Genomic DNA, 26,637 nt, shown 5'->3' on the forward strand with positions numbered 1-26,637 from the left:
CTTCTGGCCTGTTCATTCTTATCAGGATTTTCCATGGCAGCTGAAAATAAAATTATCTACGGTTACGTTGAAAAAGCCACGCTGGTCGACAAAGGATTGGTTTTATCCGCCAAGCTGGATACCGGCGCCAAATCGGCCTCACTTAATGCTGTCGATATTGAAGAAGTCGATAAGGACGGGGTTGCCTATCTGCGTTTTACCGTTCCTGGAAAACAGGGCAACGTTTCCTTTATGTCGGAGTATATTGGCAAGGTCCATATCAAGGTACGTGCCGGCGAGAACACAAAATCGCATCTTGCGCCCATCAAACGCCCTGTTGTGCTCATGCGTATCAGGATTGGCGACATGGAACGCACCATTCCGGTCAACCTGACCAACCGTAAACGCTTTATCTACCCATTGCTTCTTGGGCGCGATGCCATCAAGGCATTCTCAGGCCTGGTGGATCCAGCCAGTACGTTTACCCTGAAATCTGACACCGTGGAATAATATGAAGTCTAACAAACGTCACGTATATGGCTTAATCAGCGCGCTGATTATCATTGGCACGAGCCTGTTCCTGTATCGTCATCTGGTGCTGGATGTGCCTTTGACCGACACCGAAACGGTCAACAGCTGGATGGTGGAGGCGAATCTGCGTTTTACCGCCGAACGCAACATCCCCGTAAAAGCCAACTTCACCATTCCCTACATGCCTCCTTATTTTGCCATTCTGGACGAATATTTTGTTTCTCATAACTATGGCGTTACCACTAATCTGAACGGTTACAACCGCGAAACAGTGTGGTCTTTGCGACGTGCCAGCGGCGAACAGTCCCTGTATTACCGCGCCATTTTCCGTGAAACCGATAATAACGAACTGGATCTGGCTAAACCGCCAACCGTCCGGGTACAGGTCCTGGAAGAAAATCAAAAATCGGCGGTGGACAGCATCAGCAATCAGGTGCGACAGTCATCCGCGGACATTCAAACCTTTGCTCAGGGCACCATCAAAGAGCTGAACAAACATGATGGAAGCGCCAAGCTGTTGATTGGTAATGAGTTCAGCGATGAGAACCTGATTCAGGCGGCGATTACCATATTGAACCAGGCTAAAATTTTTGCCATGCCGGTCAAGGGCATTTATCTGTCGCAAAACAAGCAGAGCAAAACCGAGTTTAAGAGCCTGCTTGCGGTATATAACGGCACAGAGTGGTTTTATATCAATCCCCGTACCGGCAGCGCGGGCTTTCCAGCCAATTTTCTGGTCTGGCAATACGGCTCGGACCCTCTCTACAATGTCACCGGCGGTGGCAAAAAAGTGAGTTTCAGCCTGACAGCATCTCCCACCCCCATTAATGCACTGACCATGGCCAAGGCCCGTGGCCAGCAGACTGATTCGCAGATGCTGCGCTTTTCCCTGTTGCAATTGCCCGTGAATGCCCAGGAAACCTATAAAATTCTCCTGACGGTCCCTATCGGTGCCTTCATCATTCTGCTGCTGCGGAATTTTATCGGCCTGAAAACCTTTGGTACCTTCATGCCGGTTCTGATTGCACTGGCGTTTCGTGAAACGCACGTAGTCTGGGGAATTACCCTGTTTGTTATCATTGTATCCTTTGGCCTGCTGGCGCGCTTTTACCTCGATCAGCTTCGCCTGCTGCTCGTACCGAGGCTGGCCGCCATTCTGACGGTGGTTATTCTGCTGATGATCTTCATCAGCGTGATCAGTCAGAATCTTGGCCTTGAATCTGGCCTGTCGGTCGCCCTGTTTCCCATGGTGATCCTGACCATGACCATCGAGCGCATGTGCATCACCTGGGACGAACGGGGTGCCGGCGAGGCGATTAAGTCGGGCGCGGGCAGTCTGATTGCGGCGGTTATTGCCTTTGGCGCCATGAACTGGCAGCCCATGGAATACCTGATTTTTGCCTTTCCTGAACTGTTGCTTGTCTTACTGGGTCTGATTCTCTGGTTCGGTCAATACCGGGGATATCGCCTGTTTGAGCTGTTTCGCTTCAAAGCTCTGGCCGGAGAACAATAATGCTGGGAATCTATCAGCGCCTGCGTAAAAAAGGCATTTTAAGCATTAATCAGCGAAACAGCGATTACGTACTTCGCTATAATGAGCGCAAACGGTACCCGCTGGTTGACGACAAAATTAAAACCAAACGTCTGGCTATGGCAGCTGGCATTGCTGTGCCCACACTGTTTGAGTTGATTGAAACGGAACACCAGATCAAACACATTGAATCGATTCTTGAACCCTATAAGGATTTTGTGATCAAACCGGCGCATGGTGCCGGCGGCGATGGCATTCTGGTTATTACGGACAGGGTATTCGGGCGCTACCGTCAGATAAACGGCAAGCTGGTGACCACTCAGGAGTTACAGCATCACCTGTCTTCGCTGTTATCCGGCGCCTACAGTCTTGGCGGCCATGCCGATTATGCGATTGTTGAACATCGCGTTTCCGTGGATCCTGTTTTTAAGGAAGTCAGCTACGAAGGCATTCCCGATATTCGCATCATTACCCTGCTGGGCTACCCTGCCATGGCCATGGTGCGTCTGCCTACCCGCCTGTCGGGTGGCAAGGCTAATCTGCATCAGGGAGCCATTGGTGTTGGTGTTAACATGGCTAACGGCAAAACCCTGGGCGGCGTGTTTCATAATGACCCTATCGATTTTCATCCAGACACATTAAATCCGATAGTCGGGATTAAGGTGCCGTGGTGGGATGAAATTCTGAATATCGCGGCCGGCTGCTATGAATTGACGGGATTAGGTTATCTAGGCGTTGATATCGTTCTCGATAAGGATCATGGGCCTTTGATGCTGGAGCTGAATGCGCGCCCGGGCCTGAATATTCAGATTGCCAATCGCGAGGGCGGATTATTACGTTACAAAGCCATAGAACAGCGGGCGGCTCAGGGTCAGGAATCGGTCAGCGCCCGGGTGGCTTACAGCCGTGAACAGTTCGGGCGCCCGGATGTCAGTGAAACAGCGACTATTTACGAACAATCAGATTGTTTTCAACCATCTTGACCCCGTCAACACGGCTGGCCACATCACCGGCAACATCGCTTTGACGAATGGTTTTAACATAGCCGCTTAATCGAACCGTGCCTTTTTCGCTTTGCACCTGAATGGGCAGGCCGGCGAGTTGTGGGTTGGCCATCATCGCGGCAGATACGCTGTCGGTCAGTGAGGTATCAGAATGCCCGATGGCAGACCAGGGTAATTCACTGCCTGAAACGGTGTGGCAGGCAACGAGAACCATTGCAGAGGCAGCAATGAACAGAGTGCGGTATACGTTTTTCATACTGTTTTTCCTGTGTGATTACACCAGATTTGGTGCAAGAAATGGCTGTTTGGTCAAGTCAGTAGTATACTCTCCGCCACCCGGAACCCGCAACCATTAACCCACACACCATGAGAACTATCCGCATTTATCAGGCAGGACACTACGAGACCGGCGACAGCTTTTTGCTGAGCGAAGACGCCGGCCAGCACGTTGGCGTGGTGCTACGCATGCAGGTCGGAGATGAACTGACCCTGTTTCGTGGCGATAATCAGGAATTCAGCGCCGTCATTTCTGCTGTGCATAAGAAAAAAGTAGAGGTTTCCATTAGCGCCGGGCAGGTGGTTGATCGGGAATCACCCCGCCGAATTCATCTGGCGCAGGCCATTTCGAAAGGAGAGCGCATGGAGCTGGTGGTGCAAAAAGCCGTAGAGCTCGGCGTGGCCAGCATCACACCGCTGATAACCGAGCGCTGTGCAGTCAAACGCCAGGACGAGCGCATGGAGAAAAAAAACCAGCAATGGCAGGCGATTGCCGTGGCAGCCTGCGAGCAGTCTGGGCGAAACATCGTGCCGCGCATCCACCCGGCTCAGAGCCTGGATGCCTTTCTGGCCAGCGAACGGCCCACACAGAATTTTATCCTCTACCCCAAAGCCGGAAAAAGCTGGCGAGACTACGCGTGGACAGAATCCGATATTGGCCTGGTCATCGGTCCGGAGGGAGGCCTGAGCACCGACGAGATCAATCGCCTGCTGGCGCTGGATTATGCCCCACTCAGCCTTGGTCCGAGAGTATTACGGACCGAAACAGCCGCCATTGCGGCATTAAGCGTTTTGCAAGCGGTATGTGGTGATCTATAATAGTCGGGAGAATTCCATTAATTAACTGAGGTTTCGTCATGAGTGATCATATTAAAACCGTTACTGACTCAAGCTTTGAGGACGATGTCATTAACTCCGGAAAACCCGTGCTGGTAGATTTTTGGGCTGAGTGGTGTGGTCCATGCCGCGCTCTGACACCCATTCTGGAAGAGGTGGCCGCCAGTCACAGCGACAGTATTGGTTTTGCCAAAATCAACATCGATGAAAACCCCAAAATGCCGGCAAAATATGGCGTTATGAGTATTCCAACCCTGATTCTTTATAAAAACGGTCAGGTTGAAGCGGTGAAAATGGGTCTGATGTCCAAGTCACAACTGGTTGCCTTCGTAGAAAGCAACAGCTAATCTGCCTGTTTTTGTCATCCCGGGTATCCTGTCATTGCGGGCGGCAGTGACAGGGTATCACGTTCATCTCCGGCACGGCTTATCCAGCTTTATAATCAACAGGACATACGCATGTTTTTTGGCGACCAGGTAAACGATACACGCAGCATGTTTTACAGCAGCTGGCAAAAATACCGGCAGGGACAAGTCCTGCAGGCTCTGGAACAACAGCTGGTTAATGTCATTCTGGATCATCCCGAATATCATGCCCTGCTTGAACAGTCACCGGAGCATATGGATCAGGCCTGGTTTCCGGAACTGGGTCAAACCAATCCCTTCCTGCATATGGGCCTGCACCTCGCTCTGCGTGAGCAGATCGTCACCGACCGCCCCACAGGCATCAGCCAGGTATTTCAGACCCTGCTGAGCAGGCAGTCCGACGTCCATGCAACGGAACACGCCATGATAGACTGCCTGGCCGAATGCCTGTGGCTGGCTCAGCGGAATCAACAGCAGCCCGATGAGCAGGCTTATCTGCAGGCCTTGACCGGCCTGACCCAGGTCTGACGAGTATGAGCTTCAACCTACACCTGCGGGCTTTTATCAGGTAAGATAGCCACAGACTCGATAACGATCGATAAATTCATGAGCAATCCAAAGAAAACAACCCATTTTGGCTTTGAATCAGTAGACTGGGACGAAAAGGAAAAAAAAGTAGGGGCGGTTTTTCACTCCGTGGCGAAAAACTACGATCTGATGAACGATTTGATGTCGATGGGCATCCATCATCTGTGGAAGCGCTTTACGGTTGAAACCAGTCTGGTCAGACCCGGACACACCGTGCTTGATCTGGCCGGTGGCAGCGGCGATCTGACGCGGCTGCTGAGCCGCAGAGTGGGGGCTAAAGGTCTTGTCATCCTGGCAGATATTAACTCCGCCATGATCAACGTAGGCCGCGACAGGCTGCTGAATGAAGGTCTGCTCGATAACATCGATTACGTTCAGGCCAATGCTCAGCATCTGCCTTTTACCAGTAACAGTATCGACTGCATCACCATGGGCTTTGGCCTGCGCAACGTAACCGACAAAGACGAAGCCCTGCGCTCCATGTTTCGCGTGTGCAAACCGGGTGGAAAGTTGATGGTGCTAGAATTTTCAAGGCCTGTGCTGCCTGGTCTTAAAACCGTATACGACTGGTATTCCTTCAATGTGCTGCCCAAAATTGGCCAGTTATTTGCCCAGGACGCCGCCAGTTATCAATACCTGGCCGAATCGATTCGCAAACATCCCAGCCAGGACGAATTGAAAAACATGATAGAGCAGGCGGGTTTTGAAGACTGCCATTATCATAATTTAAGCGGTGGCATTGTAGCCCTGCACATCGCTCATAAATACTGAGAACGACATGCTAAAAAAATACTCCCTGAAAGCTCTGGAACAGGCTCTGAACTTTGCTCTGGCACTGGATGAGCAGTCACCAGACAAAATAAACGCGCTGCAGGGCAAAATTGTTGAAATGATCATAAGCCCTCTGAACGTCAATTTTTTTATCCGCTTTGAAGACGGTCAGATAAGGCTGCTGGACAGCAGTCCTATCGAAGCAGATACCCGTATACACAGCAGCCCCATTGGCCTGATTCGTCTCAGTTTTCTGCCGGCTTCGCAGGCCCGCTCTCTGTTTAATGACAGCGTACGCATAAGCGGCAATGTTGTGCTGGGCATGAAGGTCAAGCAGCTGATTGATGAGCTGGATATCGACTGGGAAGGCCATCTGGCGCATTTTACCGGTGACGTCGTGGCTCATCAGATCGGTTCACTCTTCCGCCAGGGCCGGGCCTTTCAGCAGCGCATCCGCCAGAGCGTGCATAACAACCTGAGCAACTATCTGCAGGAAGAAACCCGGCTGTTTCCACCACGCGAAGAAGTGGATGATTTTTTCCATGATATCGATCAGACCGCCATGGATGTAGAACGTCTGGAAGCCAAAATTAACCTGTTATCGGCCACTCATGAAACACATTAAACAAGTCATTCGTCTGGCCCAGATTAATATTATTCTGGCCCGCAACGGCCTCGACAGCCTGATCGTCAGCATCCCGTTTTTTTCGCTGCTGCGTTTCGTGGTCTATCTCAACCCATGGAACTGGTTTCGACGCAAACCGCTGACGCGTGGTGAAGCGCTGCGCATCACTCTGGAAGAGCTGGGGCCTGTTTTTATTAAGTTTGGCCAGGCTTTGTCTACACGGCCGGATGCGCTGCCCGCGGATATTGCACTGGAGCTTTGCAAACTACAGGACAAAGTCCCCCCCTTCCCCAGCGAAATCGCGCTGGCGGCGATCGATGAGGCCTTCGGCAAGTCGGCCTTTGATATTTTTGCTGAATTTGATCCCGAGGCACTGGCGTCCGCCTCCATGGCCCAGGTTCACGCCGCCCGACTCAAAACCGGCGAAAGCGTGGTCGTGAAGATCCTGCGCCCCAACATGCGCAAACTGATTGCCCAGGATTTGAGTATCATGCACACCATCGCCAGTCTGGTTGACAAATACTGGCCTGACAGCAAACGCCTGAAACCAAAGGAAATTGTAAAGGAATTCGAGCATAACCTTTATGAGGAGCTTGATTTACAGCGCGAAGCGGCCAACGCCGGTCAGCTGCGACGTAATTTTAAAAACTCTGAGTTACTGTATGTTCCGGAGGTTTACTGGGATTACACCCGCACAAACATCATGGTGATGGAGCGTATTCACGGCATACCCGTTGGCGATATTAAAGCGTTGAACGAACGTGGCATCAACATCAAATTGCTGGCTGAACGCGGTGTTGAGATTTTCTTCACCCAGGTGTTCCGGGACTGTTTTTTCCATGCTGACATGCACCCCGGAAATATCTTCGTTTCCAGCGAGCATCCAGACAATCCACAGTACATCTGCATCGATTTCGGTATCATCGGCACCCTGAACGACAATGACAAACGCTATCTGGCTGAAAATCTTTACGCATTCTTCAGTCGCGATTATCGCCGCGTAGCCGAGCTGCATGTTGAATCGGGCTGGGTCGCACGCGATACGCGAGTGGATGAATTTGAAAGCGCCATTCGCACCGTTTGCGAGCCGATCTTTGAAAGACCTTTAAAGGATATTTCTTTTGCGCAGGTGGTGCTGCGTCTCTTTCAGGTGGCACGTCGTTTTCAAATGGAAGTACAGCCTCAGCTGGTTTTGCTGCAAAAAACCCTGCTGGCTGTTGAAGGGCTTGGGCGACAGCTTTATCCCGATCTGGATTTATGGGCCACAGCAAAACCGTTTTTGGAAAAATGGCTGAAAGAGCAGATGGGGCCAAAGGCATTCTTCCGTCAACTGCGTGAAAACCTGCCTTTTTTTGCGGAGCAGTTACCGCATATGCCTCGCCTGCTGTATGACGTGCTGGCCTTAAGTAAGGAGATCAAGGCACGAGAGATAGAATACCTGACATCGCCCAGACCCGTCACGCCTACGCGAAAAATATGGCTGAGAGGACTTGGTCTTGGCCTGTTCCTTGCCTTCGGCAGTATCAGCGCTTTAATGCATTTTAAATTAATAAACAGGCATGATCTGGTCATCGCCGCCTTATCTGTTGCGATTGCCGGAGGGGTTCTTTCACTTATGAACCGTACTGACAGGAGTTAAACATGGCCTTCAGCGATATCCGTCCTTTGTCTTTACTTTCCTGGCCCAGGCCATGAGCAGCGGTGAACTGCTGGTTATCGCCATCGTTGCCGTGATTGTGTTTGGTCCAGACAGGCTGCCTGCGCTGGCCCGGCGTCTGGGTAAACTGCTCCGACAGATCCAGCAGCTCAGAGAGCAGGCCGGCCGCTTCTGGCAGGCTCAGCTGAATGAACAGCAGCTGCTTGAAAATCAACGCAAGGCTGATGAAGCAGAACGCCGGCAGGACGTGGAATGAAACAGCTTAAGTAAGTGCCATCAGGCCTTGGCTCAACAATTAGCCCGGATGCCAATTCCATGTTGGGCCACGGCCCAACCTACAGCATATCAGGATAATTGTTGTAAATATTAATTCCATGCAGCCTTCCAGGAACAGGTTTTAGTCGAAGCGTTTAACCGGACGATGGCAATAGGGCTGTCTGTTGTTCTTGCTGTAATAATACTGATGATAGTCTTCTGCCGGCCAGAAAGTCTGAACATCCAGCAGTTTTGTTGCGACCGGATAGCCTTTTTTCTGCAAAAGCTGAATCAAGTCCCCGGCAATCGTTCGCTGTTCGTCTGTGTAGCAAAACACGGCACTTTGGTATTGTGGGCCAATATCAGGCCCCTGTCCGCTGCGCTGAGTGGGATCGTGAATTTCGAAGAAACGACGGAGGACACTCTGATAATCCGTTACCTGCCTGTCAAATAAAACGCGGGCAGCTTCGTAGTGACCGGTGTTACCCTGACAGACCTGTTGATAGCCGGGATCCTGCACATGACCGCCGGTATAGCCCACCTCTACGTTGAGCACCCCCGGGAGCAGGCTGAGAAAATGCTCCACACCCCAGAAGCACCCACCCGCAACAATTGCCTCCTCGCTGTCCATGACCTGATCATAATTGACGAAATCGATGGACACGGAGTTAACACAGTGGCGAAGGTTATTGTGAGTAAAGTGCTCGCCGGTAAACACGTGCCCCAGGTGAGCATCGCAACGATCACAGAGAATTTCCGTGCGCTGACCATCCGCATCAGGTTCCTGACGTACAGCCTGAATAATGTTGTCATCAAAACTCGGCCAGCCACAGCCGGACTGAAACTGGCTGCTGGCGCGAAACAAGGCCAGACCACAGCGTCGACACAGATACGTTCCGGTACCGGCCCTGGTCTGATACGAGCCGGTCCCAGGATACTCTGTTGCCTTGTCGCAGATTACGCGACGCGCCAGCGGGGAAAGGCTGGCGGTCTTATCCAGATACGTTGCCACAACTACCTCACATCTTACTTGCTGCGATTACAGATTTTGTCGGCCATATAACCAATCGCGCCGGCATAATAGATAGAATTATTATAGCGCAAAATCATCTTGTAATTCGGGTAGGCAAGAAACACAGGGCCACCGTTGGGCTGGACAATGCTGGCCTGCAGATTTTGGAATGGCAGGGGCTGTCCGCTTTCGGTGCGTACGCCCATCGCGTTCCATTCACTGACCGGCTTCACAATGGTTTTCCCTTCCAGCTTTTGATCAAAACCGGCTGGTAACTTAACGTGAATAGCCCATGGCTCGCCTGTCTGCCAGCCGTTTTTCTTCATGTAGTTGGCAATGGATGCAAACACGTCTGGCTTGCTTTCCCAGATATCTTTACGCCCGTCACCGTCGTAATCTATTGCGTATTCGACCCAGCTGGAGGGCAGAAACTGTGGCTGACCGGATGCGCCAGCCCACTCGCCTTTGAATTTATCCAGAGACACGTGGCCATCGTTCAGGATGTGCAGCGCGATAAACAGTTGTTTTCGGAAAAATTCGGGACGATTGGACTCATAGGCCAGTGTTGCCAGCGATTTTATCACCGGGAAATTGCCCATGTAGCTGCCGTAACTGGTTTCCATGCCCCAGAACGACACAATAAAACAGGGATCTACACCAAAACGCTGACCGATTTCTTCCAGAAGAGCCTTGTTCTGAGCGTATTTTTTACGACCAATGGTGATACGATAATTATCCGCCCGGGAATGCAGATAGCTGTTAAAGGTCAGTCGATGCTCGGGCTGAGACCGGGCCAGCCCTTTAACCTGACGACTGGGTTCGTGGATATCGGCAAAAGCCTCGTCAAAAAGTGCCGGAGAGATGCCTTGTTCCAGCGCTTCGGTACGCACGCCGGAAACAAACTGACCCCAGCTCTGATGTGGAGCAGCACTGATTTGCATTGAAAAACACAGTGCCAGCACGGCTGATAAATACCATCTTAGATTTTTCATTACCGATCCCCTGTTTTATTTTCTTTGCTGTCATGCAGGATTTGTGCCTTTGATCCCGACTTGCCTTAATTTCGCTCTTTTATTATTTGTTCCTGACGCGAGACTGTATCATAATGCACCCTGTTGTACTATTTTAAAAAGGAATGTCATGGCTGGTTTTTTTGATACCTGCGTCAACCCCATCGTTAATGCGGTTAAGGAAGGGGCGTTTTCTTCAAGCCCAACCGCGCGTAAGGGAACACGTGTCAGCATGGGGGCTGAGGTTCTGGGTTCCGCGACCAGTTACTTTACGCCCATCATCTCTATTCCCACCAGCGGAGCTCAATTCCTCATCTCAGCCTATCTGGCTCTGGTAGCCGATGCCAATAGCGCGGAAAAGCTCGCACACAGCGGTCTGAGCGTTGGCGCGCTGTTTAAACTGGTTATATTATCCATGTTGCTTTTTGAACATAAAAAATGCACGGAAGACAGTCAGGATACCATGTGCGATCTGGGCCTGTATGCTCAGCTGATATACGCCGGTCTGTTAATCGTCATCAGCGTGGTCAGTGAATCATCCAAAGCGAAACCGGACGCCAGCGAACCTGCCTCCCCGGTGCTGCCTGTCACCAGCCCGGCCGCAGCATTGCCAGACAACCTGCAACTGGCAAGAGACGAAGACAGTGACGGCGAGCCCAACCCGGCAGTCAGTCCGTCTCATGGGATCTGACATACCCCTCTGTACTGAACAAAACTCCGGTCTGTCATTCCCGCGCAGGCGGGAAACTATCCTGGAGCTGGTTCCGAGCCTGATTTGACCATGGATCCCCGCCTGCGCGGGGAGGGCAAATAATACCAGGATTAAAGAATTGCCCAGTACTGGGGACATACCCATTCCGAATGCTGGTTTTCAGGCGCTGCGCAAAGACACGATAGGTTCCAGCCTGGCCGCGCGCCTGGCTGGATAATAACCAAAAAAGATCCCGGTCATCATAGACACCAGGAAGCCAGCCAGTGGCGGCATCCAGTAGACGTGAAAGGTCCAGTGACTGAACCAGGCCAGGCCCCAGGTAAACAACAGGCCGAGCAGCACGCCCGAGACACCACCAACCAGCGAGAGCATCACCGACTCCACCAGAAATAAGGCCTGAATATCCTGATTGCTGGCTCCGACCGCCTTACGTATGCCGATCTCCTTTTTGCGCTCACTCACGGATACCAGCATCACGTTCATAATACCAATGCCGCCAACCAGCAGAGAAATGCTGCCAATCACCGCCAGCAGCAGGGTAAAAATACGCCCCTGGCTTTCCATGCTCTCAATAATCTGCTTCGCACTGCGTACGTAAATGGTCAGTTTGGGGGCGCTTTGCTGCACCAGCTGCTTGACCTGACTCATGACCTGATCAATGGGACTGTCCGGCTTCATCAGCAGAATGGCATTGTTGATCTGGCTGTCTTTGGTTACCAGCGCCATACCCGCCACGGGCACAATAACAGTCTGATTAATGTCCTCGTTGAAAAAACCGGTTTCACTCCACGGCTTCAACACGCCAATGATGGTATAAAGCGTTTTGCCAATGCGCAAAGGCCTGCCGATGGGATCATCCTGACTCACTTCGCGAATCTGGGTGGCAATGCTGTCGCCTATCACGCAGAAATGCTCAAAGGAGTCAACAAAGGAAACGAAATGCCCACGCGCCAGTTTCGTGTGAATAATGCGTGCCAGCGACTCATCGGCGCCCAGCACCGAGCCGGTCAGGACACGTCCGTTAAAGCTCATGGTCTGATACGTGGAGGTAAATGGCGCTACTTCCGCTACGCAGGGCACGCGTGCCGGAATGCTGCGCCAGACCGACAGTGGTATGCTGGCACGATGGGAGGCGTCCTGACCCTGACTAAAAGCGGATACGGACAGTAAATCGGTGCCCAGCGCCTTGAATTGTTCCAGCGCTTTTTCGGTAGCCAGCTGACCACTGCTGATGAGCGCTACCACGGCGGCTGTACCAACGAGAATACCGAGGAGAGCAAGAAAAGAGCGTAATTTGGCCGCACCGAGATTAACCCAGGCCTGTTCCGCGTGACGTAACAGATTCATTGGCCCGCCCCGGTAACGATCTGACCATCGGACAGCGTAATGCGTCGTTTGCATTGACGCGCAACCTGCTCGTCGTGGGTCACCATGATAATGGTCCGCCCTTCGTCGTTAAGCCTGAGAAACAAATCCAGAACATCAGCACCAGTGCGGGAGTCCAGCGCGCCGGTTGGCTCATCGGCCAGAATAACGTCTGGCTCGCCAACGAGCGCACGGGCAATGGCTACGCGCTGTTGCTGACCACCGGATAACTGCGTCGGTCGATGACGGGCAAAGGCAGCCATGCCGACACGCGACAAGGCCTGCATCACCCGATGTTCGATTTCGTCTGCCGGCAGTCTGCGATAAACCAGAGGCAGAGCCACGTTTTGGACGGCGTTAAAACGCGGCAGCAAATGAAACTGCTGAAAAACAAAGCCGATGTACTGATTACGCAGGCGTGCCAAATCATCCTGATCAAGCGACGATACATCGCGCTGTTTTAGCCAGTACCGGCCTGAATCGCCGCTGTCCAGCAGGCCAATCACGTTCATCAGGGTCGATTTCCCTGAACCGGATGCGCCGACTATCGCCACCAGCTCGCCGGCCATTATAGACAGCGAAACCTGCTTCAGAACCTGGGTACTGACTCCTTCAAGAGCATAGGATTTCACCAGGTTATCAATCTGAATCAATGGCTTATTCGTCATAAACCACCACGTCGCCCTCGCGCAGCCCCGTTTCCACGATCACCTTGTCTGCCTGAGCGGCACCGGTGGATATACGCCGGTCAACCAGTTTACCATCCGGCTCACGCACAGTGACCATGCTGTCGCCGCTTTGCTGACGAACCGCTGCGATGGGAATAAATAAATGCTGATCATCTGCCACCATCAGGGCCACGGCAGCGCTCATGCCCACTTTCACCCAGGCCTGCTGGCTTTTGGTCAAATGCCTGATTTCAACTACCGCGCTGAACGAGGGTAAGGCACTGCCGTTACCGGCAGATGCCTGAGCGTTAATCGCCACCAGCTCGCCCTGCAATACCTCATGCCTCATGGCAACGCCGGTGACACTGGCTTTCAGACCAGCCCGGATTTTATCGATATCAATTTCAGGCACATCAATTTCGATGCTTACCCCAGTCAAATCGCCAACGAGAGCAAAAACCTGACCGGCCTTGACGCTTGAGCCAACCGACAGGCGCTCACCCTTGTCCTCACCGGATTTGGGAGGATACAGCAGTACCCCGTCTGCCGGGGCTTTCAGGAAGATGCGGTCATGTTTACCGGACAGGGCCTGACGCACTTTGTCAAACTCCGCCAGACTGAGCTGCGACAAATCGCGCGCATCGCTGTCGTCCATTTTTTCGAGCATTTCACTCAGTTTTCGTGTGGACTGCATCAGGGTCACGCGGGCGGTATCGAGGCTGGACTTTTCACTGAGGTAATTATTTTTTGACAGCAATCCGGCATCCCAGAGGTTTTTCGTTCCGGTAAATTTGGCACGCGCCACGGCAAAACTGTCTTTGGCTTTAAGGTAGTCGGTCAGGGTTTCGTTGTATTGTCGCTGCAGTTCTGTGGAGCGGAGCACCGCTATCACGTCCCCTTTTTTCAGCGGCTGACCGTAGTGAATATCCATGCTTTCAACCACCGCATCCATAGGCACACTGACGGAGCTGGCATGCAAGGGCTGGATGGTACCGGTAAAATACAGGGTTTTGTCCACCGCCTCCTTCCTGCTGACGTAGGTATGCGCCCCCGGTCTGCCCGATTTTGGGGTTTCGCCGCAGGCACTCAACTGCGTGACAAGCAGCGCGAGGATGATCATTCGGATTATGTTCATGAACCGTACCTGAGTTTGATTTGCCATTCGTCCAGGGTGGTACCCAGAAACTGCTGTAAAGCAGATAATTCGTTCAGCCAGGCTATTTTGGCACCGATCAACCCCGCCTGGGCCTGAATCAGCTGGTTTTGCGTGTTGTTTAAATCCAGCGCGCTGCTGATGCCGGCCTGCAGCTTTTTCTTTTCCAGCTCATAAGACTGCGTCGCCAGCTTAACCTGTTTTTCGGCCAGTTGATAGCGCCTGGCCTGACTTTGAATGCTGTTCACGCTGTTGGTCACCTGGGTGACGATAGCGCGGCGAAGTGCGATCAGGCTCAGCCTGTCCTGTTCCAGTTTGACCCGGGCATTGATAACCTGACTGCGACGACTGACGTCGTTAATGGGAACAGTGAAGGTCAGGCTGGCCGATTCAGTTACGTTGCGGCCGTTATAAATTCCCAGACGCCCTGAATTGCCGTCCACGTTACTGGCAAGACCAGCCTGCACACTGGCACCGGCATCGAGCTGCCAGAGCTGCTGATTGCGTGCCACATCGTAGGCGCGCTGATCGGCGCGCATCAGGGTCTGCTGTGCCAGGTACTGACTGTTATGTGACAAAGCGATATCGATGCTTCGTTTCAAATCAGGCACCACGGCCTTGCTGACAGTCACGTCACTCGGAACGGCGAGGCGCATGGCAGGATCGAGCCCTATCGCCTGCAGCAGATTTTGAGCCGCCGTGTTGAATTCATTGTTGGCCTGTTCGACCATCAGGCTCAGGGATTCGATTTGATAGGACTGCTGAATATTGGCGGTGGGTTCCAGCTGCCCGGCTGCGATTTTTTTCTCGTTGATATCATAGGTTTTTTTGGCATCCTCCAGCTGACGCTGCTGATTTTCCTGGTTGTTTCCACTCAGAATCAAGGCCCGATATGCGGAGATGACCTGAGTGATTTGATCTATAACCGTCTGTTTCAGCATCACCTTATTCAGGCGCTCGCTGTCCTCGGCGTTGAGCAGGCCGGCCTCATTGGCTTTTTTACCAAAACCCCGCAGCAGAGGCTGGGTCAGGGAGGCGGTTATCATGGGGGTATAGTTGTTGTATGCAGAGACATTGTTATCAACATTCAGGCCAATCTGCGTTCCAAGCCTTGTTTTCAGATTTACTTCGGGCGAAGCGACAAAGGCCTTATTACTGGAGGTGCCAACATCGCTGAAACGGGACTGCTGCACCGTACCGGTTCCGGCCAGGGCATATTGCAGCTCAAATTCATTATGCGCCAGACGCAGCTGGTAGCGCTGAACAATGCGGTCCAGTTCGGCATTCTGAATATTGGGGTTGTAGCGTAACGCCAGCAGAATGGCTTCGCGTAAACTGAGATGACGTACGCTTTTGTTTTTTGCCTGCGGTGAGGTGGGCAGATCAATCCAGTGTTTGAGCATGTATTCCGGACGGTCAATGGCTTCCTGCAGACGGGTCGCGGCATCGTCTGCAGCCGACAGGGAGGAAGAAAATCCGGTGCCGAGGAAGAGTAGCATGACGGGTATTATTTGCCGCTTGACGTTCAACAATGACACAAATCCTCAACACGACCTAACGAATGTTTAAAATTAAACCACATTTAAGTCTGATATTCTACCTGGACTTAGGTTATTTTTCCAAACATGAATTAAAATATGCCCTTGCGGGTACTTTTCTATCTGTTATGGTTGATGTTTTTTTTGATATCATGGACAAATTTTGAAAATCAACAGGACCATTCTTTATGCCAACCTACACCGAAGCAAGACAACTGTTTGCCAATGAACTCCTTCTGTTCAAAGAGAATATGCCCTGGTCGGATTGGCTCTGGGAGAATATGTTTGCCACCCCGGCCAAACTGCATAAATACCATCCGTTCCAGATAGAGAATCTACGACTGGCCATGGAACGCAGTGTTTTGGAAGTCATGCCCGGGTATCATTCCCTGGATACGCTGGACGCCAGGAGATCCATGATGCCACTTGATGAACTGATGAGGAGGATACACTGCTCCGCCTGGTCTGATGGCAGCGCCTCTGATGCCGATCCCTCCCTGCGCGAGAATCAGTGTGCATTAAGCGCGATCTTTTACGATCTCGAACCGAGAACCGAGAGTCTGCTGAACCGGCTTTGGTATATCGTGTCTGACTGGACACCACCAGACGATCGGGAAAACCCATGGACGGGCTATAAGGAATCTGCTGATCCCGATCAGCGCTCACCCAATGAGCTGAAAACCATTCTGGGAAAACTGCTGCTTCAGTCCATTGCCTATCGCGCACCAAACGACGTCATCGCCACGTTTATCAGGACAATGAAAAACAATCCGGACGAAATATATCTTGTTGCACTGGGCGAAGCGCTGGATATTTATGCTCTCGGTGGGCGCTTTGCAGCATATCAGCGAGCGGGCTACTTTGAGCATCATAACCCTGATGCCGTTGATCTGATCCTGTCTGGCATGTCCACCATGCATCCAGCGCAACGAGTAGTTATTCTACACAGGGTCATGCGTGCCATTAATGACCCGACGCTGAGCTGGTCCAGCGGACAGATTATTCAGATTGAAGGCATTAAGAACGCGTGGGAAACAGCGCTTGACGACGTGCGCAACACTCTTATACCGGCAGAATGCTGCCGAAGCATAAGCATGTTGGATCGATTGCAAAAGATATTGCCTGACGTCCTGACGATACTGGCGCCAGGCGTACTTCATGAGCTGTTCCAGCAGCAGTTTCATCCAACTGTTTTCTCCACTGAGCTTGAGGATAATTTAAGAACGGTACTGGCTGACCGCAGGCTGCACGAGGCCTTCCTTAACTACCTGGAAACGAGCAGTCATCCTGAAGCGTTTTTATTTTTACGTGAAATTTGTGATGAACATGCTCTGATTACCAGCCTGTTCTGCTCCATGACGCCCCGCACGAAAATCAAGGCCATGGCAGCCTGTCTGCTCGAAGAAAACCATGATTCCCGTGCCGCCACCAGCTCAGACACAGGCATTGCGGATATCCTGTTCCAAAGCGGTGTGTATCAGGCACTGTTCGCGGCCCCTGCCAGCAGCCCTTACAAAAAACTTGTGTCGCTTTTTCGAACCAGTCCTGGCTTTTGGGAGCAGTTCCAGATAACAGAAGCGTTTCTGTTTACGAATGAAGCGTATTTCAGCCAGTGGAATGCGCATAAAACACCTCACATTGAGCTGAATCTGGCAAACGTGATCCGCTATCTCATCGAAAGCCAGCCGGCCGATTTACAACTGATTAGAAACCTTTTTATCCTGGAATCGCCGGAAAGCGGCAGCAACCTGCTGCTGTCTTTTTTTTGCAGCCGGCAACTGTCTGACGAAGACATTCATAGCTTTCTGGCTGTGTTCAGCAAACTTCACAAGCGGGATCAGCATCGTTTTCTGGATGAAAAAAATCGTTCTAATATGACGGCCAGAAGCGTTAGCGTCGGGAAGCCGTGGCAGAATCTTTTACCAGAAGCGCCCATCTCAGTAAAAAAGAGGGTCACGTTCGCCGACATCCTGCGTGATGAAAATCCCGGAGAGGCCTGTCAGCCTGAGCACGAAGCGGCTCCCCTCTCGCTGGGTTTAGGGTGAAGGAAGCCGCGGTAATGACAGCCCGGAGTTTTTGTTCCGTACCGAGAATGGGCTGATTCTATACATCAGCAGGGAATATACCTGCGAAATGTTTAATTTTTACCTCAAATGGTGTATATTTCAACTTTTACATTCATAGTAGGAAAGGTAAGCATGTCATCGAAAAAAAACGATTTTCAATCGCAGGCGTATACAGGCGCAGCGCATTATGGGCAATCGAATCGCAGCGTTTTTTTCGGACGCCCGGCCAATCCATATATACAGGCTAAATACTGTCTGGCTACCGGTCTGGTATGCGCTATGGTAGCCCTTCCCTTATTTTTTGTGGCTCCGTTACCGGCTGCGCTGGTTTTCGCGAGCCTCGCCCTGTTTTTTCTGGCAACGGGTCTGGTACTGGCAGCCAATGTGTATTCCAAAAACAACAAAGACGCCAAATTGGAATTTAATCCGGGCGTATGTGGGTTTTAAGCGTAGGTTGGGCCTCGGCCCAACAACGATGGACCAGTGTAATCCCCTGTTGGGCCAGGGCCCGGCCTACGAGGCTGCGTGCTCAATGAACAGGCGTTTCAGGGGTGTCATGCGATTGCACCAGCTTAATCCTAAACCGCGCAGGGCCGCGACGGGGGGAAAGGGGTTGGCAAACAGGGTTTTCAGCCCGCCCATCAAGGCAATGCTTTGCCAGACCGCCACTTTGCGCTGCCGCTGCCAGACTGACAATGCCCTTGAGCGCCTGGCTTGAGTATCGAGGCAGTGCAGCCAGTCACGCAAATCAGCCAGACCAATGTTCAGACCCAGCCCCGCCAGCGGATGAATGGTATGCGCCGCATCCCCCATCAACAGCCAGTTTTTACCCACATACTGCTGCGCATGGCGCATAAAAAGAGGGAACTGATGCCTTGCACTGCTCAGACTGAGCTCACCCAGACGGTGCTGAAATGCTTCACCAAGGGCCTGATTAAAAGCCGCTTCGTCCATCTGACTCAGTAAATCGGCACGTTTGGCGGTGGTCGACCACACGATGGAACACAGATGCTCATCCGCCAGGGGCAGAAAAGCCAGCGGGCCATCGGCATTAAAAATCTGATACGCGGTCTGCTCATGTGGTTTCCCGGTGCGAATGGTCGCTACCAGTGCGTTTTGATGATAAGGCCAGGAGGTCAGAGCTACCTTCAGTAGCTGCCGGCTGGGTGACTGAGCACCTTCCGCGATGATCAAAAGGCCAGCCTCCCAGCTTTGATCGACACTGCTTACGCGGACACCATCGGCATGCTCATCAATCTGGCTGACAGACTGCCGGGGGAAACAGCTGACATTATCCAGTTCGCCTAAGGCCTTCAACAGAGCCTGCCGGATCACGCCCTCTTCCACAATCACACCCAGATCAGCACGGGCAACCTCGCGACAGTCAAAATCAATATGTGCCTTTGTGGCAGCATCCCAGACGTGCATGTGTCGATACGGTGCCAGGCGTGATTCATCCATCAAAGACCAGACGCCCAGCTCGTTAAACAGGGCTCTCGACGCCTGATTAATGGCGTATACACGCCTGTCCGGCTCTGTCAGCGGCGTGACGGTCATATCCAGCGCATCCACAACAGCGACCTGATTGCCGCGCCGGGCCATGGCCAGCGCCGCGCTCAGACCCACCACACCGGCTCCGCTTACCAATACATCATAAGGCTTGCTCATCATGCCTCCCAGGTGTCAAATCCATACCGCAGACCAAATCCGGCACCACGCCGGCAAAACCTCGCGCGTGGCGGGCCAGAATGCGTTTTAAACCAGGCAACTGATCCGCCAGCGCCAGCCCCAGACTGCGAAGAGAGCCAAGGCCAGGCAATGAATTGGAAAAGGTTGTGACCAGACCGTCTGTCATACGAATGATCGCGCTTTGATCATAATGTCTGGCGGCCTGATAATTCGTCAGCGTTTCCGCACTCAGTCCCTGTTCAACTAAAAACTGCGCCAGCATGGCCACGTCGCGCAAACCGAGATTAAAGCCCTGCCCGGCTACCGGGTGCAGAGTATGGGCAGCATTACCGACAAAGACCAGCGGCCAGGCAACCTGCTGCGGCATGATCATTTGCTGCAAAGGCCAGGTACTGCGCCTGCCCACCTTGATCAAACGGCCGAGGCGATAGCCAAAATTAAGCTGCAGCCCGGCCAGAAAGGCCTTGTCATCCAGCGCCATCAGACGAGTCGCCTGTTCAGGCTTCATCGCCCAAATCAAGGCAGCGCGCTGCTCGGTCATGGGCAGCATGGCCAGTGGGCCATTTGAGGTGAAACGCTCGTAAGCCGCGTTGCCATGCGGACGATTCAGACCAATATTAGCCACAATGGCCTGCTGATCGTAGGCTTTTGTCTGCACACGCAGACCGGCAAGACGACGAACCGTTGACCAGGAACCATCAGCTGCGACGATCAAACGCGCCTGAATGAGCTGTTCATGGCCATCATGATAAACTGTGGCCTGCCCTTTATCGACGTCCAGTGCACGTAATTCGGCAGGCGCCATAATCGCGTCTTTATCCAGCAACTGCACCAGGGCACGGGAAATATGCTGCATTTCCAGCACATAGCCCAGCGACTCTGTAGTATCGCGCTGCAGTCGTGCCGTGCCGAGGCGGTATTGTTCAGAGACATAAATCGTATCAATAGGCGTGGCATCGGCCTTGAGCAGGGGCCAGAGAGCCAGGCGCTCCAGTATGCGGACACTGGCTGGCGACAGAGCCAGAGTGCGCGCATCAAATTCGGGCTGCACCCTGTCTGTCAATGGCCTGGCGTCGATAAGGCGCACGCGAAACCCGTGTTTCGCCAGGGCCAGCATCAGCGAGGCTCCGGTCAGGCCGCCCCCCACAATTAAAATATCAATCAGATCATCAGTCACGCAGTAAGGCCTCTATCTCGTCGGCGCAGACGGGCAGTGCGCCGGTCAGGTTTTCGTGACCATCTGCGGTCACCAGTATGTCGTCTTCAATACGCACGCCAATGTTCCACCAGCGTGAATCAACACCGGGCATATTGGCGCTGATGTATAAACCTGGCTCAACGGTCAGGACCATGCCAGGCTCCAGCGGACGCCAGACGCCCTCTTTTTTGTAGGCACCGCAATCGTGCACATCAAGACCCAGCCAGTGACCGGAATTGTGCATATAGAACGGTCGATAGGCTCCATCGGCAATCAGGGCATCCACATCGCCGTGCAGCAATCCCAGATGGCAGAGCCCCTCCGTCAAGATACGAACGATGGTCTCCTGAATCACATTCCAGGCGGCTCCCGGCCTGACCTGCGCAATGCCGGCCTGTTGCGCCTTGAGCACCAGATCATATATCGCACGCTGTTCCGTGCTGAAGTGGCCGTTAACCGGGAACGTACGGGTAATATCGGCCGCGTAATTTTCAAACTCGCCACCGGCGTCAATCAAGACCAGATCTCCTGACTTCAGAGCCTGGTTGTTTTCGGTGTAGTGGAGAATGCACGCGTTTTCACCCGCGCCAACGATGGGATCGTAGGCGACACTGCGACAGCCCTGACGGAAAAATTCATAGAGCAACTCGGCTTCCAGCTGATATTCATTCTGCAGATGACGACAGGCACGCATGGCTCGTTTGTGCGCCGCCACCGAAATGCTGGCCGCCTGACGCATCAGCGCGATTTCTGCCGGACTTTTAAACAGTCGCATTTCGCTGGTGACAGGCTCCAGGTCGCAAAAGGCCTGCGGTGCGACGATGCCACGTCTGACCTGAGCCTTCAATACGTTCAGCGCCAGAATCATTTGCTGATCAAGCCGGGAATTACGGCCAAGCGCGTAGTAAACCGCGGATTTTCCAGACATGAAATCGACCAGATGCTCAGGCAGCTCGTCGATGGAGAAAGCCTCGGCCATGCCCAGCATCTGGCAGGCGCCGTCCTGGCCCAGGCGTCGCCCCGTCCATTGCTCTTCTGCCGGATTGCGGGGACGGTTAAACAGCACGCTCTCGCCTTCGTCACCAGCCATAATCAACAGCAGCGCGTCCGGTTCATTAAAACCGGTGAAATAGTAGAAATCGCTGGACTGGCGAAAACGATAATGGGTGTCGCCATTGCGCAATTGTTCGCCGGCGGCGGCGATGATCGCCAGGCTGCCTGCGGGCAGCTGCTGCGCCAGTCGTTGCCGTCTTTGTTGATATTCCTGCTGGGTAATCATATTGTGCGGTCCTTTTGCCAGTCGTTTATCAGTGCGCCGTATCGGTAATACCACGCTCGCTTCCATTGTCTTTTAAATCATCGCTCAGGCGCAATACGGCCATGCGTGCGTATTCACTCACTTCAATCAGTGCTTTTTCATCGTCTTCGTCGATATCCAGGCTGTCATAATCCAGCTCGGCAAATTCAAACAAATGCTGCAGCGCATCCCGCGATTCGTCTTCGTCCAGCTCTTCATAGCCCACACCAGACAGGCTTATGCCCTGAGTAAAACCTTCGCACCAGTCGCTGAAGGCTCTGGCTCTCTCGGCCAGGGGTTCCGTATCGTCTGGCAGCAGCAGAGCAAAAGAAAAATCAAGGGTGGTGATCTGCTGCTTGCTCAGCATATACAATTCAAATAAAGCCGACGCCGCGGTTCGAACAAGCCCGGTATTTTTGTCCTTGGTGATCAGGGCACGCAGGTAATGTTCGCCCTTTTGAAACTCTCCGGCGCACAGATACCCGCATAACAGACCATGCAGCTCACTGGCTGACTGGGGCAGGTCAAGCACGGCAATATTGGCGACAAACTGTTGGTAGGGAGGGAGCCGTTCCGACGTACTTTCATAAGACATAGTAATATTCACCAGACAAAAAAATTAATAAAAATATTCACCCGCTCTCAGGTACGACTATCATAACCGAATTGCCGAAACAAACCAAAATTGATACTATTTATACAAATAGAGCCTCTAACCCAGGAAACTACCATGACGACGTCCACGCCCTGCACGGTCAAACTGCTGAATAAGACCTACACCGTCAAGTGTCCGGAGAATGAGTCCGATAATCTGCAATTGGCCGCGACCAAACTGGAAGCGCAGTTACAGGTGAACAAAACGAAGTACAGGCAGCTGAGTGAATTCGAAAACATGCTGCTGGCAGCGCTCTACATCAGCCATGAACTGGTCACCTGCGAGAAAAAACAGGCCGCGCAACGGCATCAGGTAACAGAATTCATCAGCTCGCTGGAAAATAAAATCAATCAGGTGGTTAATGGCGATGCAGCATTTGATCCACAAACGGATTGACCATCACCGTTAACGAAAAATTTGCGTAAATCGCGTTTTAACATAGTGATCAGGGAAGAAGCAGTGCTATAATCAGACTAACCCGGCAGCGAGTGATTTGTGAACCAATACTTACACTCTGGGGAGCATCCTGAAAGCCCGTGTTGTGCAAGCCCACCCTGAGTGGGACGCCTGAACGGCTGCAACCGCTTCCCACTTGAACCCCTGGGTTCAAAATCCGGACTGCCGGGGGATTTTATGTCGCAAACTGCTTCCGCAGTGCCAGTATCTCATCCCGTATCTTAGCCGCCATTTCAAACTCCATACTCTGTGCATGGCTATGCATCTGCTTTTCAAGCAGCTTGATTTGTCTGGCCAGTTGCTGTGGCGTGAAATGTGCGTACTCGGCCTCCGGCTCTGCAGCACGTGATTTACGACGGGTAGAATACGCGCCCTCCATCACATCACTCACGGCTTTGTTAATACCCTTGGGCGTAATCCCATGTGCTTCGTTAAACGCGATTTGCTTCTGGCGGCGTCTGTCGGTCTCATCGAGAGCACGCTGCATAGAGCCGGTTATTTTATCGGCATAGAGAATGGCCCGGCCATTGACATTACGCGCCGCGCGGCCAATGGTCTGAATCAGCGAGCGGTCAGAACGGAGAAATCCTTCTTTATCCGCATCGAGAATCGCCACTAAGGAAACCTCCGGCATGTCCAGACCTTCACGCAGCAGGTTAATACCCACCAACACATCAAATTCGCCCAGACGCAGATCACGGATAATTTCCATTCGCTCGACTGTATCAATATCAGCGTGCAGATAGCGGACTTTCACACCGTGCTCACGAAGATACTCGGTTAAGTCTTCCGCCATTCGCTTAGTCAGCGTGGTAATCAGCACCCGTTCACCCTGAGCTGCTACGCGATTGACTTCTGACATCACGTCATCGACCTGGTTGCTGACGGGGCGGATTGTTACCTGTGGATCAACAAGACCCGTGGGTCTGACCACCTGCTCAGCTATGTTGTCCGCATGATCCTTTTCAAAAGGCCCAGGCGTTGCCGATACGTAGATGGTCTGCGGTGAGCGCTCATCAAACTCCTCGAAACGCAGGGGACGGTTATCCAGCGCCGATGGCAGGCGAAAACCATAGTTAACCAGCGTTTCCTTGCGCGCCCGGTCGCCGCGGTACATGCCGCCAATCTGTGGCACGGTGACGTGTGACTCATCGATAATCAACAGGGCGTCTGGTGGCAGATAGTCAAACAGAGTTGGTGGCGACTCACCCGGGCCGCGCCCAGACAAATAACGCGAATAATTTTCAATGCCCGAGCAATAGCCCAGCTCCAGCATCATTTCGATATCAAAACAGGTGCGTTGATGCAAACGCTGCGCTTCTACCAGTTTGTTCTGTGCGGTGAACTCCTCAACCCGTACCCTCAATTCTTCCTTGATAAGCTCAATGGTTTCCAGCAGACGATCACGCGGTGTTACGTAATGGGTTTTGGGAAAAATGGTGATGCGCGGCATGCGCTGCAGAATTTCACCCGTCAACGGATCAAAGCGGGCAATGTTATCGACACAGTCATCAAACAGCTCCACACGAATGGCTTCTTTTTCTGAGTCGGCCGGAAAGACATCAATCACATCTCCGTGCACTCGAAACTGACCACGCTCCAGAAACTGCGTGTTGCGAGTGTACTGCATCTCGGCAAGGCGTGCTAAAATTTTACGCTGGTCGCATTGTTCTCCACGGGATAGATGTAATACCATACGCAGGTAGGAATCAGGGTCGCCAAGCCCATAAATAGCAGATACGGTTGCCACAATGATGGCATCCTTGCGTTCTATCAGTGCTTTTGTCGCTGATAATCGCATCTGCTCAATGTGTTCATTAATCGACGCGTCTTTTTCGATGAACATATCAGATGACGGAACATAAGCCTCGGGCTGATAATAATCGTAGTAGGAAACGAAATATTCTACTGCGTTTTCGGGAAAATACGCCTTGAATTCGCCATACAGCTGTGCAGCCAGTGTTTTATTGGGTGCCATGACCAGCGTTGGTTTTTTCATTGCCTGAATAACCTGGGCAATGGTATACGTTTTCCCCGAACCGGTAACGCCCAGCAGGATTTGACGGGCCAGGCCGGATTCGAGGCCATCAATCAGGGACGCTATGGCAGCAGGCTGATCACCGGCAGGTTGGTAATCAGCATTAAGTTTAAATACGTTTTTCATACAATTTACCTTTAACAAGGAGTCCTAATGAGTATAACACTGGCCGAACGCGTTCAACTGGTCAAACCCTCCCCCACGCTTGCCGTGGCCGCCAAAGCAGCTCAAATGAAAGCCGATGGCCTGGACATCATCAACCTGGGTACGGGCGAGCCCGACTTTGACACTCCCCGACACATCAAAGACGCTGCCATTGCCGCCATCAACGCCGGATTCACCAAATACACGGCCGTAGACGGCATTCCCGAACTGAAACAGGCCATTCGCAGCAAATTTAAGCGCGATAATGGACTTGATTATCAAATGAATCAAATCCTGGTCTCCGTGGGCGGAAAGCAAAGCATTTTCAACCTTTGCCAGGCGTTTATCGAAGAAGGCGACGAAGTACTGATTCCAGCGCCTTACTGGGTTTCCTATCCCGATATCGTATTACTCGCTGGCGGTACCCCGGTCATTATGCCATCAACACCGGCCACCCGTTACAAAATCAGCGCCGAACAGCTGGAAAAAGCCATCACGCCCAAAACCAAACTGCTCTTCATCAACAGCCCATCTAATCCATCGGGTGTTGCGTACACGCTGGATGAGCTGAAAGCCCTGGGCGAAGTTCTCAAAAAACATCCCAGAGTGCTGATTGCCACCGACGACATGTACGAACACATCGTCTGGACGCATCCGTTCGCCAATATTCTGAACGCCTGCCCCGAGCTGTATGACCGCACCATCGTTTTAAACGGTGTCTCCAAAGCCTATGCCATGACCGGCTGGAGAATTGGTTACGCAGGCGGCCCCGCTCCTCTGATTAACGCGATGAAAACCGTGCAGTCGCAATCCACCTCCAACCCCTGCTCCATCGCCCAGCGCGCAGCAGTAGCGGCCTTAAACGGTGGCGAGGAAAGTGTGAAGGAAATGGTGGCAGCATTCCGTCAACGCCATGATTTTCTGGTTGAACGCTTAACAGCCATTCCTGGCATTGATGTCATACCTGCCGATGGAACATTCTACATTTTCCCAAGTGTGCAGCGTATTATCGAAGCTCGCGGCTATGCCAATGACGTGGAATTTGCGGACAAACTGCTGGATCAGGTCGGCATTGCGCTGGTTCCGGGCTCTGCATTCGGCAACGAAGGATGCATTCGTTTTTCATTTGCCACCAGCATGGACATCCTGCGCGACGCGATGGACAGACTGCAGCGTTTCTGCCAGTAAATTCTCCCCCGTGCCACAGACTCTGCGCT

The 26,637-nt window shown here is 52.5% G+C and carries 27 protein-coding genes and 1 other RNA gene; 16 read left to right on the forward strand and 12 right to left on the reverse strand.

All coding sequences use genetic code 11. The features are described from left to right. Positions 1-33: 33 nt before the first annotated feature. The 3 genes from ACQUTA_RS01960 to ACQUTA_RS01970 are packed head-to-tail and all read left to right on the forward strand — an operon-like array spanning position 34 to position 3,024. Positions 34-489, forward strand: a complete 456-nt coding sequence (locus ACQUTA_RS01960) for an ATP-dependent zinc protease family protein (RefSeq protein WP_444986513.1) — start codon at positions 34-36, stop codon at positions 487-489. Between the two features lies 1 nt (position 490). Next, positions 491-2,023 carry an inactive transglutaminase family protein gene (locus tag ACQUTA_RS01965; protein WP_444986514.1) on the forward strand — a complete coding sequence of 511 codons (1,533 nt, stop codon included), beginning with the start codon at positions 491-493 and terminating at the stop codon, positions 2,021-2,023. Further along, positions 2,023-3,024, forward strand: coding sequence for an alpha-L-glutamate ligase-like protein (locus tag ACQUTA_RS01970; protein WP_444986515.1), 1,002 nt, complete (start codon positions 2,023-2,025; stop codon positions 3,022-3,024). Before ACQUTA_RS01965 ends, ACQUTA_RS01970 begins: the two co-directional genes overlap by 1 nt. On the opposite strand, the gene ACQUTA_RS01975 is transcribed toward ACQUTA_RS01970, so the two are convergent. Next, complete coding sequence (locus ACQUTA_RS01975; protein WP_444986516.1) at positions 2,987-3,301, reverse strand: BON domain-containing protein; 315 nt, start codon at positions 3,299-3,301, stop codon at positions 2,987-2,989. The two genes, ACQUTA_RS01970 and ACQUTA_RS01975, sit on opposite strands and share 38 nt — an antisense overlap. Positions 3,302-3,411: 110 nt before the next feature. Between ACQUTA_RS01975 and ACQUTA_RS01980 the strand changes: the two genes are divergently transcribed. From ACQUTA_RS01980 to ACQUTA_RS02010, 7 genes are all read left to right on the forward strand, one after another. Further along, a complete protein-coding gene (locus tag ACQUTA_RS01980) occupies positions 3,412-4,140 on the forward strand; it encodes a 16S rRNA (uracil(1498)-N(3))-methyltransferase (protein WP_444986517.1) in 729 nt (242 codons plus the stop codon). A gap of 38 nt (positions 4,141-4,178) precedes the next feature. Then, the gene (gene trxA, locus ACQUTA_RS01985) at positions 4,179-4,505 is read left to right on the forward strand and encodes a thioredoxin (protein ID WP_444986518.1); all 327 of its coding nucleotides are present in this window, start codon (positions 4,179-4,181) and stop codon (positions 4,503-4,505) included. 111 nt (positions 4,506-4,616) lie between these two features. Further along, the gene (locus ACQUTA_RS01990) at positions 4,617-5,051 is read left to right on the forward strand and encodes a DUF1841 family protein (protein ID WP_444986519.1); all 435 of its coding nucleotides are present in this window, start codon (positions 4,617-4,619) and stop codon (positions 5,049-5,051) included. Positions 5,052-5,129: 78 nt separating this feature from the next. Next, on the forward strand, positions 5,130-5,882 hold the full coding sequence (gene ubiE, locus ACQUTA_RS01995) for a bifunctional demethylmenaquinone methyltransferase/2-methoxy-6-polyprenyl-1,4-benzoquinol methylase UbiE (protein ID WP_444986520.1): 753 nt from the start codon (positions 5,130-5,132) through the stop codon (positions 5,880-5,882). A gap of 7 nt (positions 5,883-5,889) precedes the next feature. Then, positions 5,890-6,507, forward strand: coding sequence for a ubiquinone biosynthesis accessory factor UbiJ (locus tag ACQUTA_RS02000; protein WP_444986521.1), 618 nt, complete (start codon positions 5,890-5,892; stop codon positions 6,505-6,507). Next, complete coding sequence (gene ubiB / locus ACQUTA_RS02005) at positions 6,494-8,146, forward strand: ubiquinone biosynthesis regulatory protein kinase UbiB (RefSeq protein ID WP_444986522.1); 1,653 nt, start codon at positions 6,494-6,496, stop codon at positions 8,144-8,146. The genes ACQUTA_RS02000 and ubiB overlap by 14 nt, the downstream gene beginning before the upstream one ends. A gap of 52 nt (positions 8,147-8,198) precedes the next feature. After that, on the forward strand, positions 8,199-8,420 hold the full coding sequence (locus ACQUTA_RS02010) for a Sec-independent protein translocase subunit TatA/TatB (RefSeq protein ID WP_444986523.1): 222 nt from the start codon (positions 8,199-8,201) through the stop codon (positions 8,418-8,420). A 141-nt stretch (positions 8,421-8,561) separates the two neighbouring features. On the opposite strand, the gene ACQUTA_RS02015 is transcribed toward ACQUTA_RS02010, so the two are convergent. Further along, positions 8,562-9,431, reverse strand: coding sequence for a bifunctional methionine sulfoxide reductase B/A protein (locus ACQUTA_RS02015; protein ID WP_444986524.1), 870 nt, complete (start codon positions 9,429-9,431; stop codon positions 8,562-8,564). Positions 9,432-9,445: 14 nt separating this feature from the next. Then, complete coding sequence (locus ACQUTA_RS02020) at positions 9,446-10,372, reverse strand: lytic murein transglycosylase (protein ID WP_444986660.1); 927 nt, start codon at positions 10,370-10,372, stop codon at positions 9,446-9,448. A 199-nt stretch (positions 10,373-10,571) separates the two neighbouring features. On the opposite strand from ACQUTA_RS02020, the gene ACQUTA_RS02025 reads away from it, so the two are divergent. Next, positions 10,572-11,132, forward strand: coding sequence for a hypothetical protein (locus ACQUTA_RS02025; protein WP_444986525.1), 561 nt, complete (start codon positions 10,572-10,574; stop codon positions 11,130-11,132). 180 nt (positions 11,133-11,312) lie between these two features. Here the strand turns inward: ACQUTA_RS02025 and ACQUTA_RS02030 are convergent, their stop codons facing one another. Genes ACQUTA_RS02030 through ACQUTA_RS02045 form a run of 4 tightly spaced genes read right to left on the reverse strand, consistent with a single transcriptional unit; the run spans position 11,313 to position 15,838 of the window. Beyond that, on the reverse strand, positions 11,313-12,500 hold the full coding sequence (locus ACQUTA_RS02030; protein ID WP_444986526.1) for an ABC transporter permease: 1,188 nt from the start codon (positions 12,498-12,500) through the stop codon (positions 11,313-11,315). Beyond that, positions 12,497-13,186 (reverse strand): ABC transporter ATP-binding protein, encoded by a 690-nt coding sequence (locus ACQUTA_RS02035; RefSeq protein ID WP_444986527.1) that lies wholly within the window; start codon positions 13,184-13,186, stop codon positions 12,497-12,499. The genes ACQUTA_RS02030 and ACQUTA_RS02035 overlap by 4 nt, the downstream gene beginning before the upstream one ends. Then, a complete protein-coding gene (locus tag ACQUTA_RS02040) occupies positions 13,176-14,321 on the reverse strand; it encodes an efflux RND transporter periplasmic adaptor subunit (RefSeq protein WP_444986528.1) in 1,146 nt (381 codons plus the stop codon). The genes ACQUTA_RS02035 and ACQUTA_RS02040 overlap by 11 nt, the downstream gene beginning before the upstream one ends. Further along, on the reverse strand, positions 14,318-15,838 hold the full coding sequence (locus tag ACQUTA_RS02045) for a TolC family protein (RefSeq protein WP_444986661.1): 1,521 nt from the start codon (positions 15,836-15,838) through the stop codon (positions 14,318-14,320). The genes ACQUTA_RS02040 and ACQUTA_RS02045 overlap by 4 nt, the downstream gene beginning before the upstream one ends. A 227-nt stretch (positions 15,839-16,065) precedes the next feature. Between ACQUTA_RS02045 and ACQUTA_RS02050 the strand changes: the two genes are divergently transcribed. Together ACQUTA_RS02050 and ACQUTA_RS02055 are read left to right on the forward strand one after the other, a co-directional pair. After that, positions 16,066-17,922 (forward strand): hypothetical protein, encoded by a 1,857-nt coding sequence (locus ACQUTA_RS02050; RefSeq protein ID WP_444986529.1) that lies wholly within the window; start codon positions 16,066-16,068, stop codon positions 17,920-17,922. Between the two features lie 153 nt (positions 17,923-18,075). Beyond that, entirely contained in the window at positions 18,076-18,390 is a 315-nt protein-coding gene (locus ACQUTA_RS02055; protein WP_444986530.1) for a hypothetical protein, read from the forward strand. A gap of 66 nt (positions 18,391-18,456) precedes the next feature. On the opposite strand, the gene ACQUTA_RS02060 is transcribed toward ACQUTA_RS02055, so the two are convergent. From ACQUTA_RS02060 to ACQUTA_RS02075, 4 genes are read right to left on the reverse strand one after another with little or no spacing between them, the layout of a single operon-like run. Beyond that, positions 18,457-19,611 (reverse strand): FAD-dependent monooxygenase, encoded by a 1,155-nt coding sequence (locus ACQUTA_RS02060; protein WP_444986531.1) that lies wholly within the window; start codon positions 19,609-19,611, stop codon positions 18,457-18,459. After that, entirely contained in the window at positions 19,595-20,809 is a 1,215-nt protein-coding gene (gene ubiH / locus ACQUTA_RS02065) for a 2-octaprenyl-6-methoxyphenyl hydroxylase (protein WP_444986532.1), read from the reverse strand. Before ubiH ends, ACQUTA_RS02060 begins: the two co-directional genes overlap by 17 nt. Further along, a complete protein-coding gene (gene pepP / locus ACQUTA_RS02070) occupies positions 20,802-22,109 on the reverse strand; it encodes a Xaa-Pro aminopeptidase (RefSeq protein WP_444986533.1) in 1,308 nt (435 codons plus the stop codon). Before pepP ends, ubiH begins: the two co-directional genes overlap by 8 nt. Positions 22,110-22,137: 28 nt before the next feature. Beyond that, on the reverse strand, positions 22,138-22,722 hold the full coding sequence (locus ACQUTA_RS02075; protein WP_444986534.1) for a UPF0149 family protein: 585 nt from the start codon (positions 22,720-22,722) through the stop codon (positions 22,138-22,140). A gap of 135 nt (positions 22,723-22,857) precedes the next feature. Between ACQUTA_RS02075 and ACQUTA_RS02080 the strand changes: the two genes are divergently transcribed. Together ACQUTA_RS02080 and ssrS are read left to right on the forward strand one after the other, a co-directional pair. After that, positions 22,858-23,178: a cell division protein ZapA gene (locus ACQUTA_RS02080; RefSeq protein ID WP_444986535.1), complete on the forward strand. Its 321-nt coding sequence runs from the start codon at positions 22,858-22,860 to the stop codon at positions 23,176-23,178. Positions 23,179-23,254: 76 nt separating this feature from the next. Beyond that, positions 23,255-23,414, forward strand: a non-coding RNA gene (gene ssrS, locus ACQUTA_RS02085) — 6S RNA. Here ssrS and uvrB read toward each other — a convergent pair. Then, positions 23,414-25,402 (reverse strand): excinuclease ABC subunit UvrB, encoded by a 1,989-nt coding sequence (gene uvrB, locus ACQUTA_RS02090; protein ID WP_444986536.1) that lies wholly within the window; start codon positions 25,400-25,402, stop codon positions 23,414-23,416. The genes ssrS and uvrB overlap by 1 nt on opposite strands. A gap of 27 nt (positions 25,403-25,429) precedes the next feature. Here uvrB and ACQUTA_RS02095 point away from each other — a divergent pair, with 27 nt between their 5' ends. After that, positions 25,430-26,608 (forward strand): pyridoxal phosphate-dependent aminotransferase, encoded by a 1,179-nt coding sequence (locus tag ACQUTA_RS02095; protein ID WP_444986537.1) that lies wholly within the window; start codon positions 25,430-25,432, stop codon positions 26,606-26,608. Positions 26,609-26,637: the final 29 nt, after the last annotated feature.

It is taken from the genome of Legionella navarrensis (assembly GCF_052527415.1).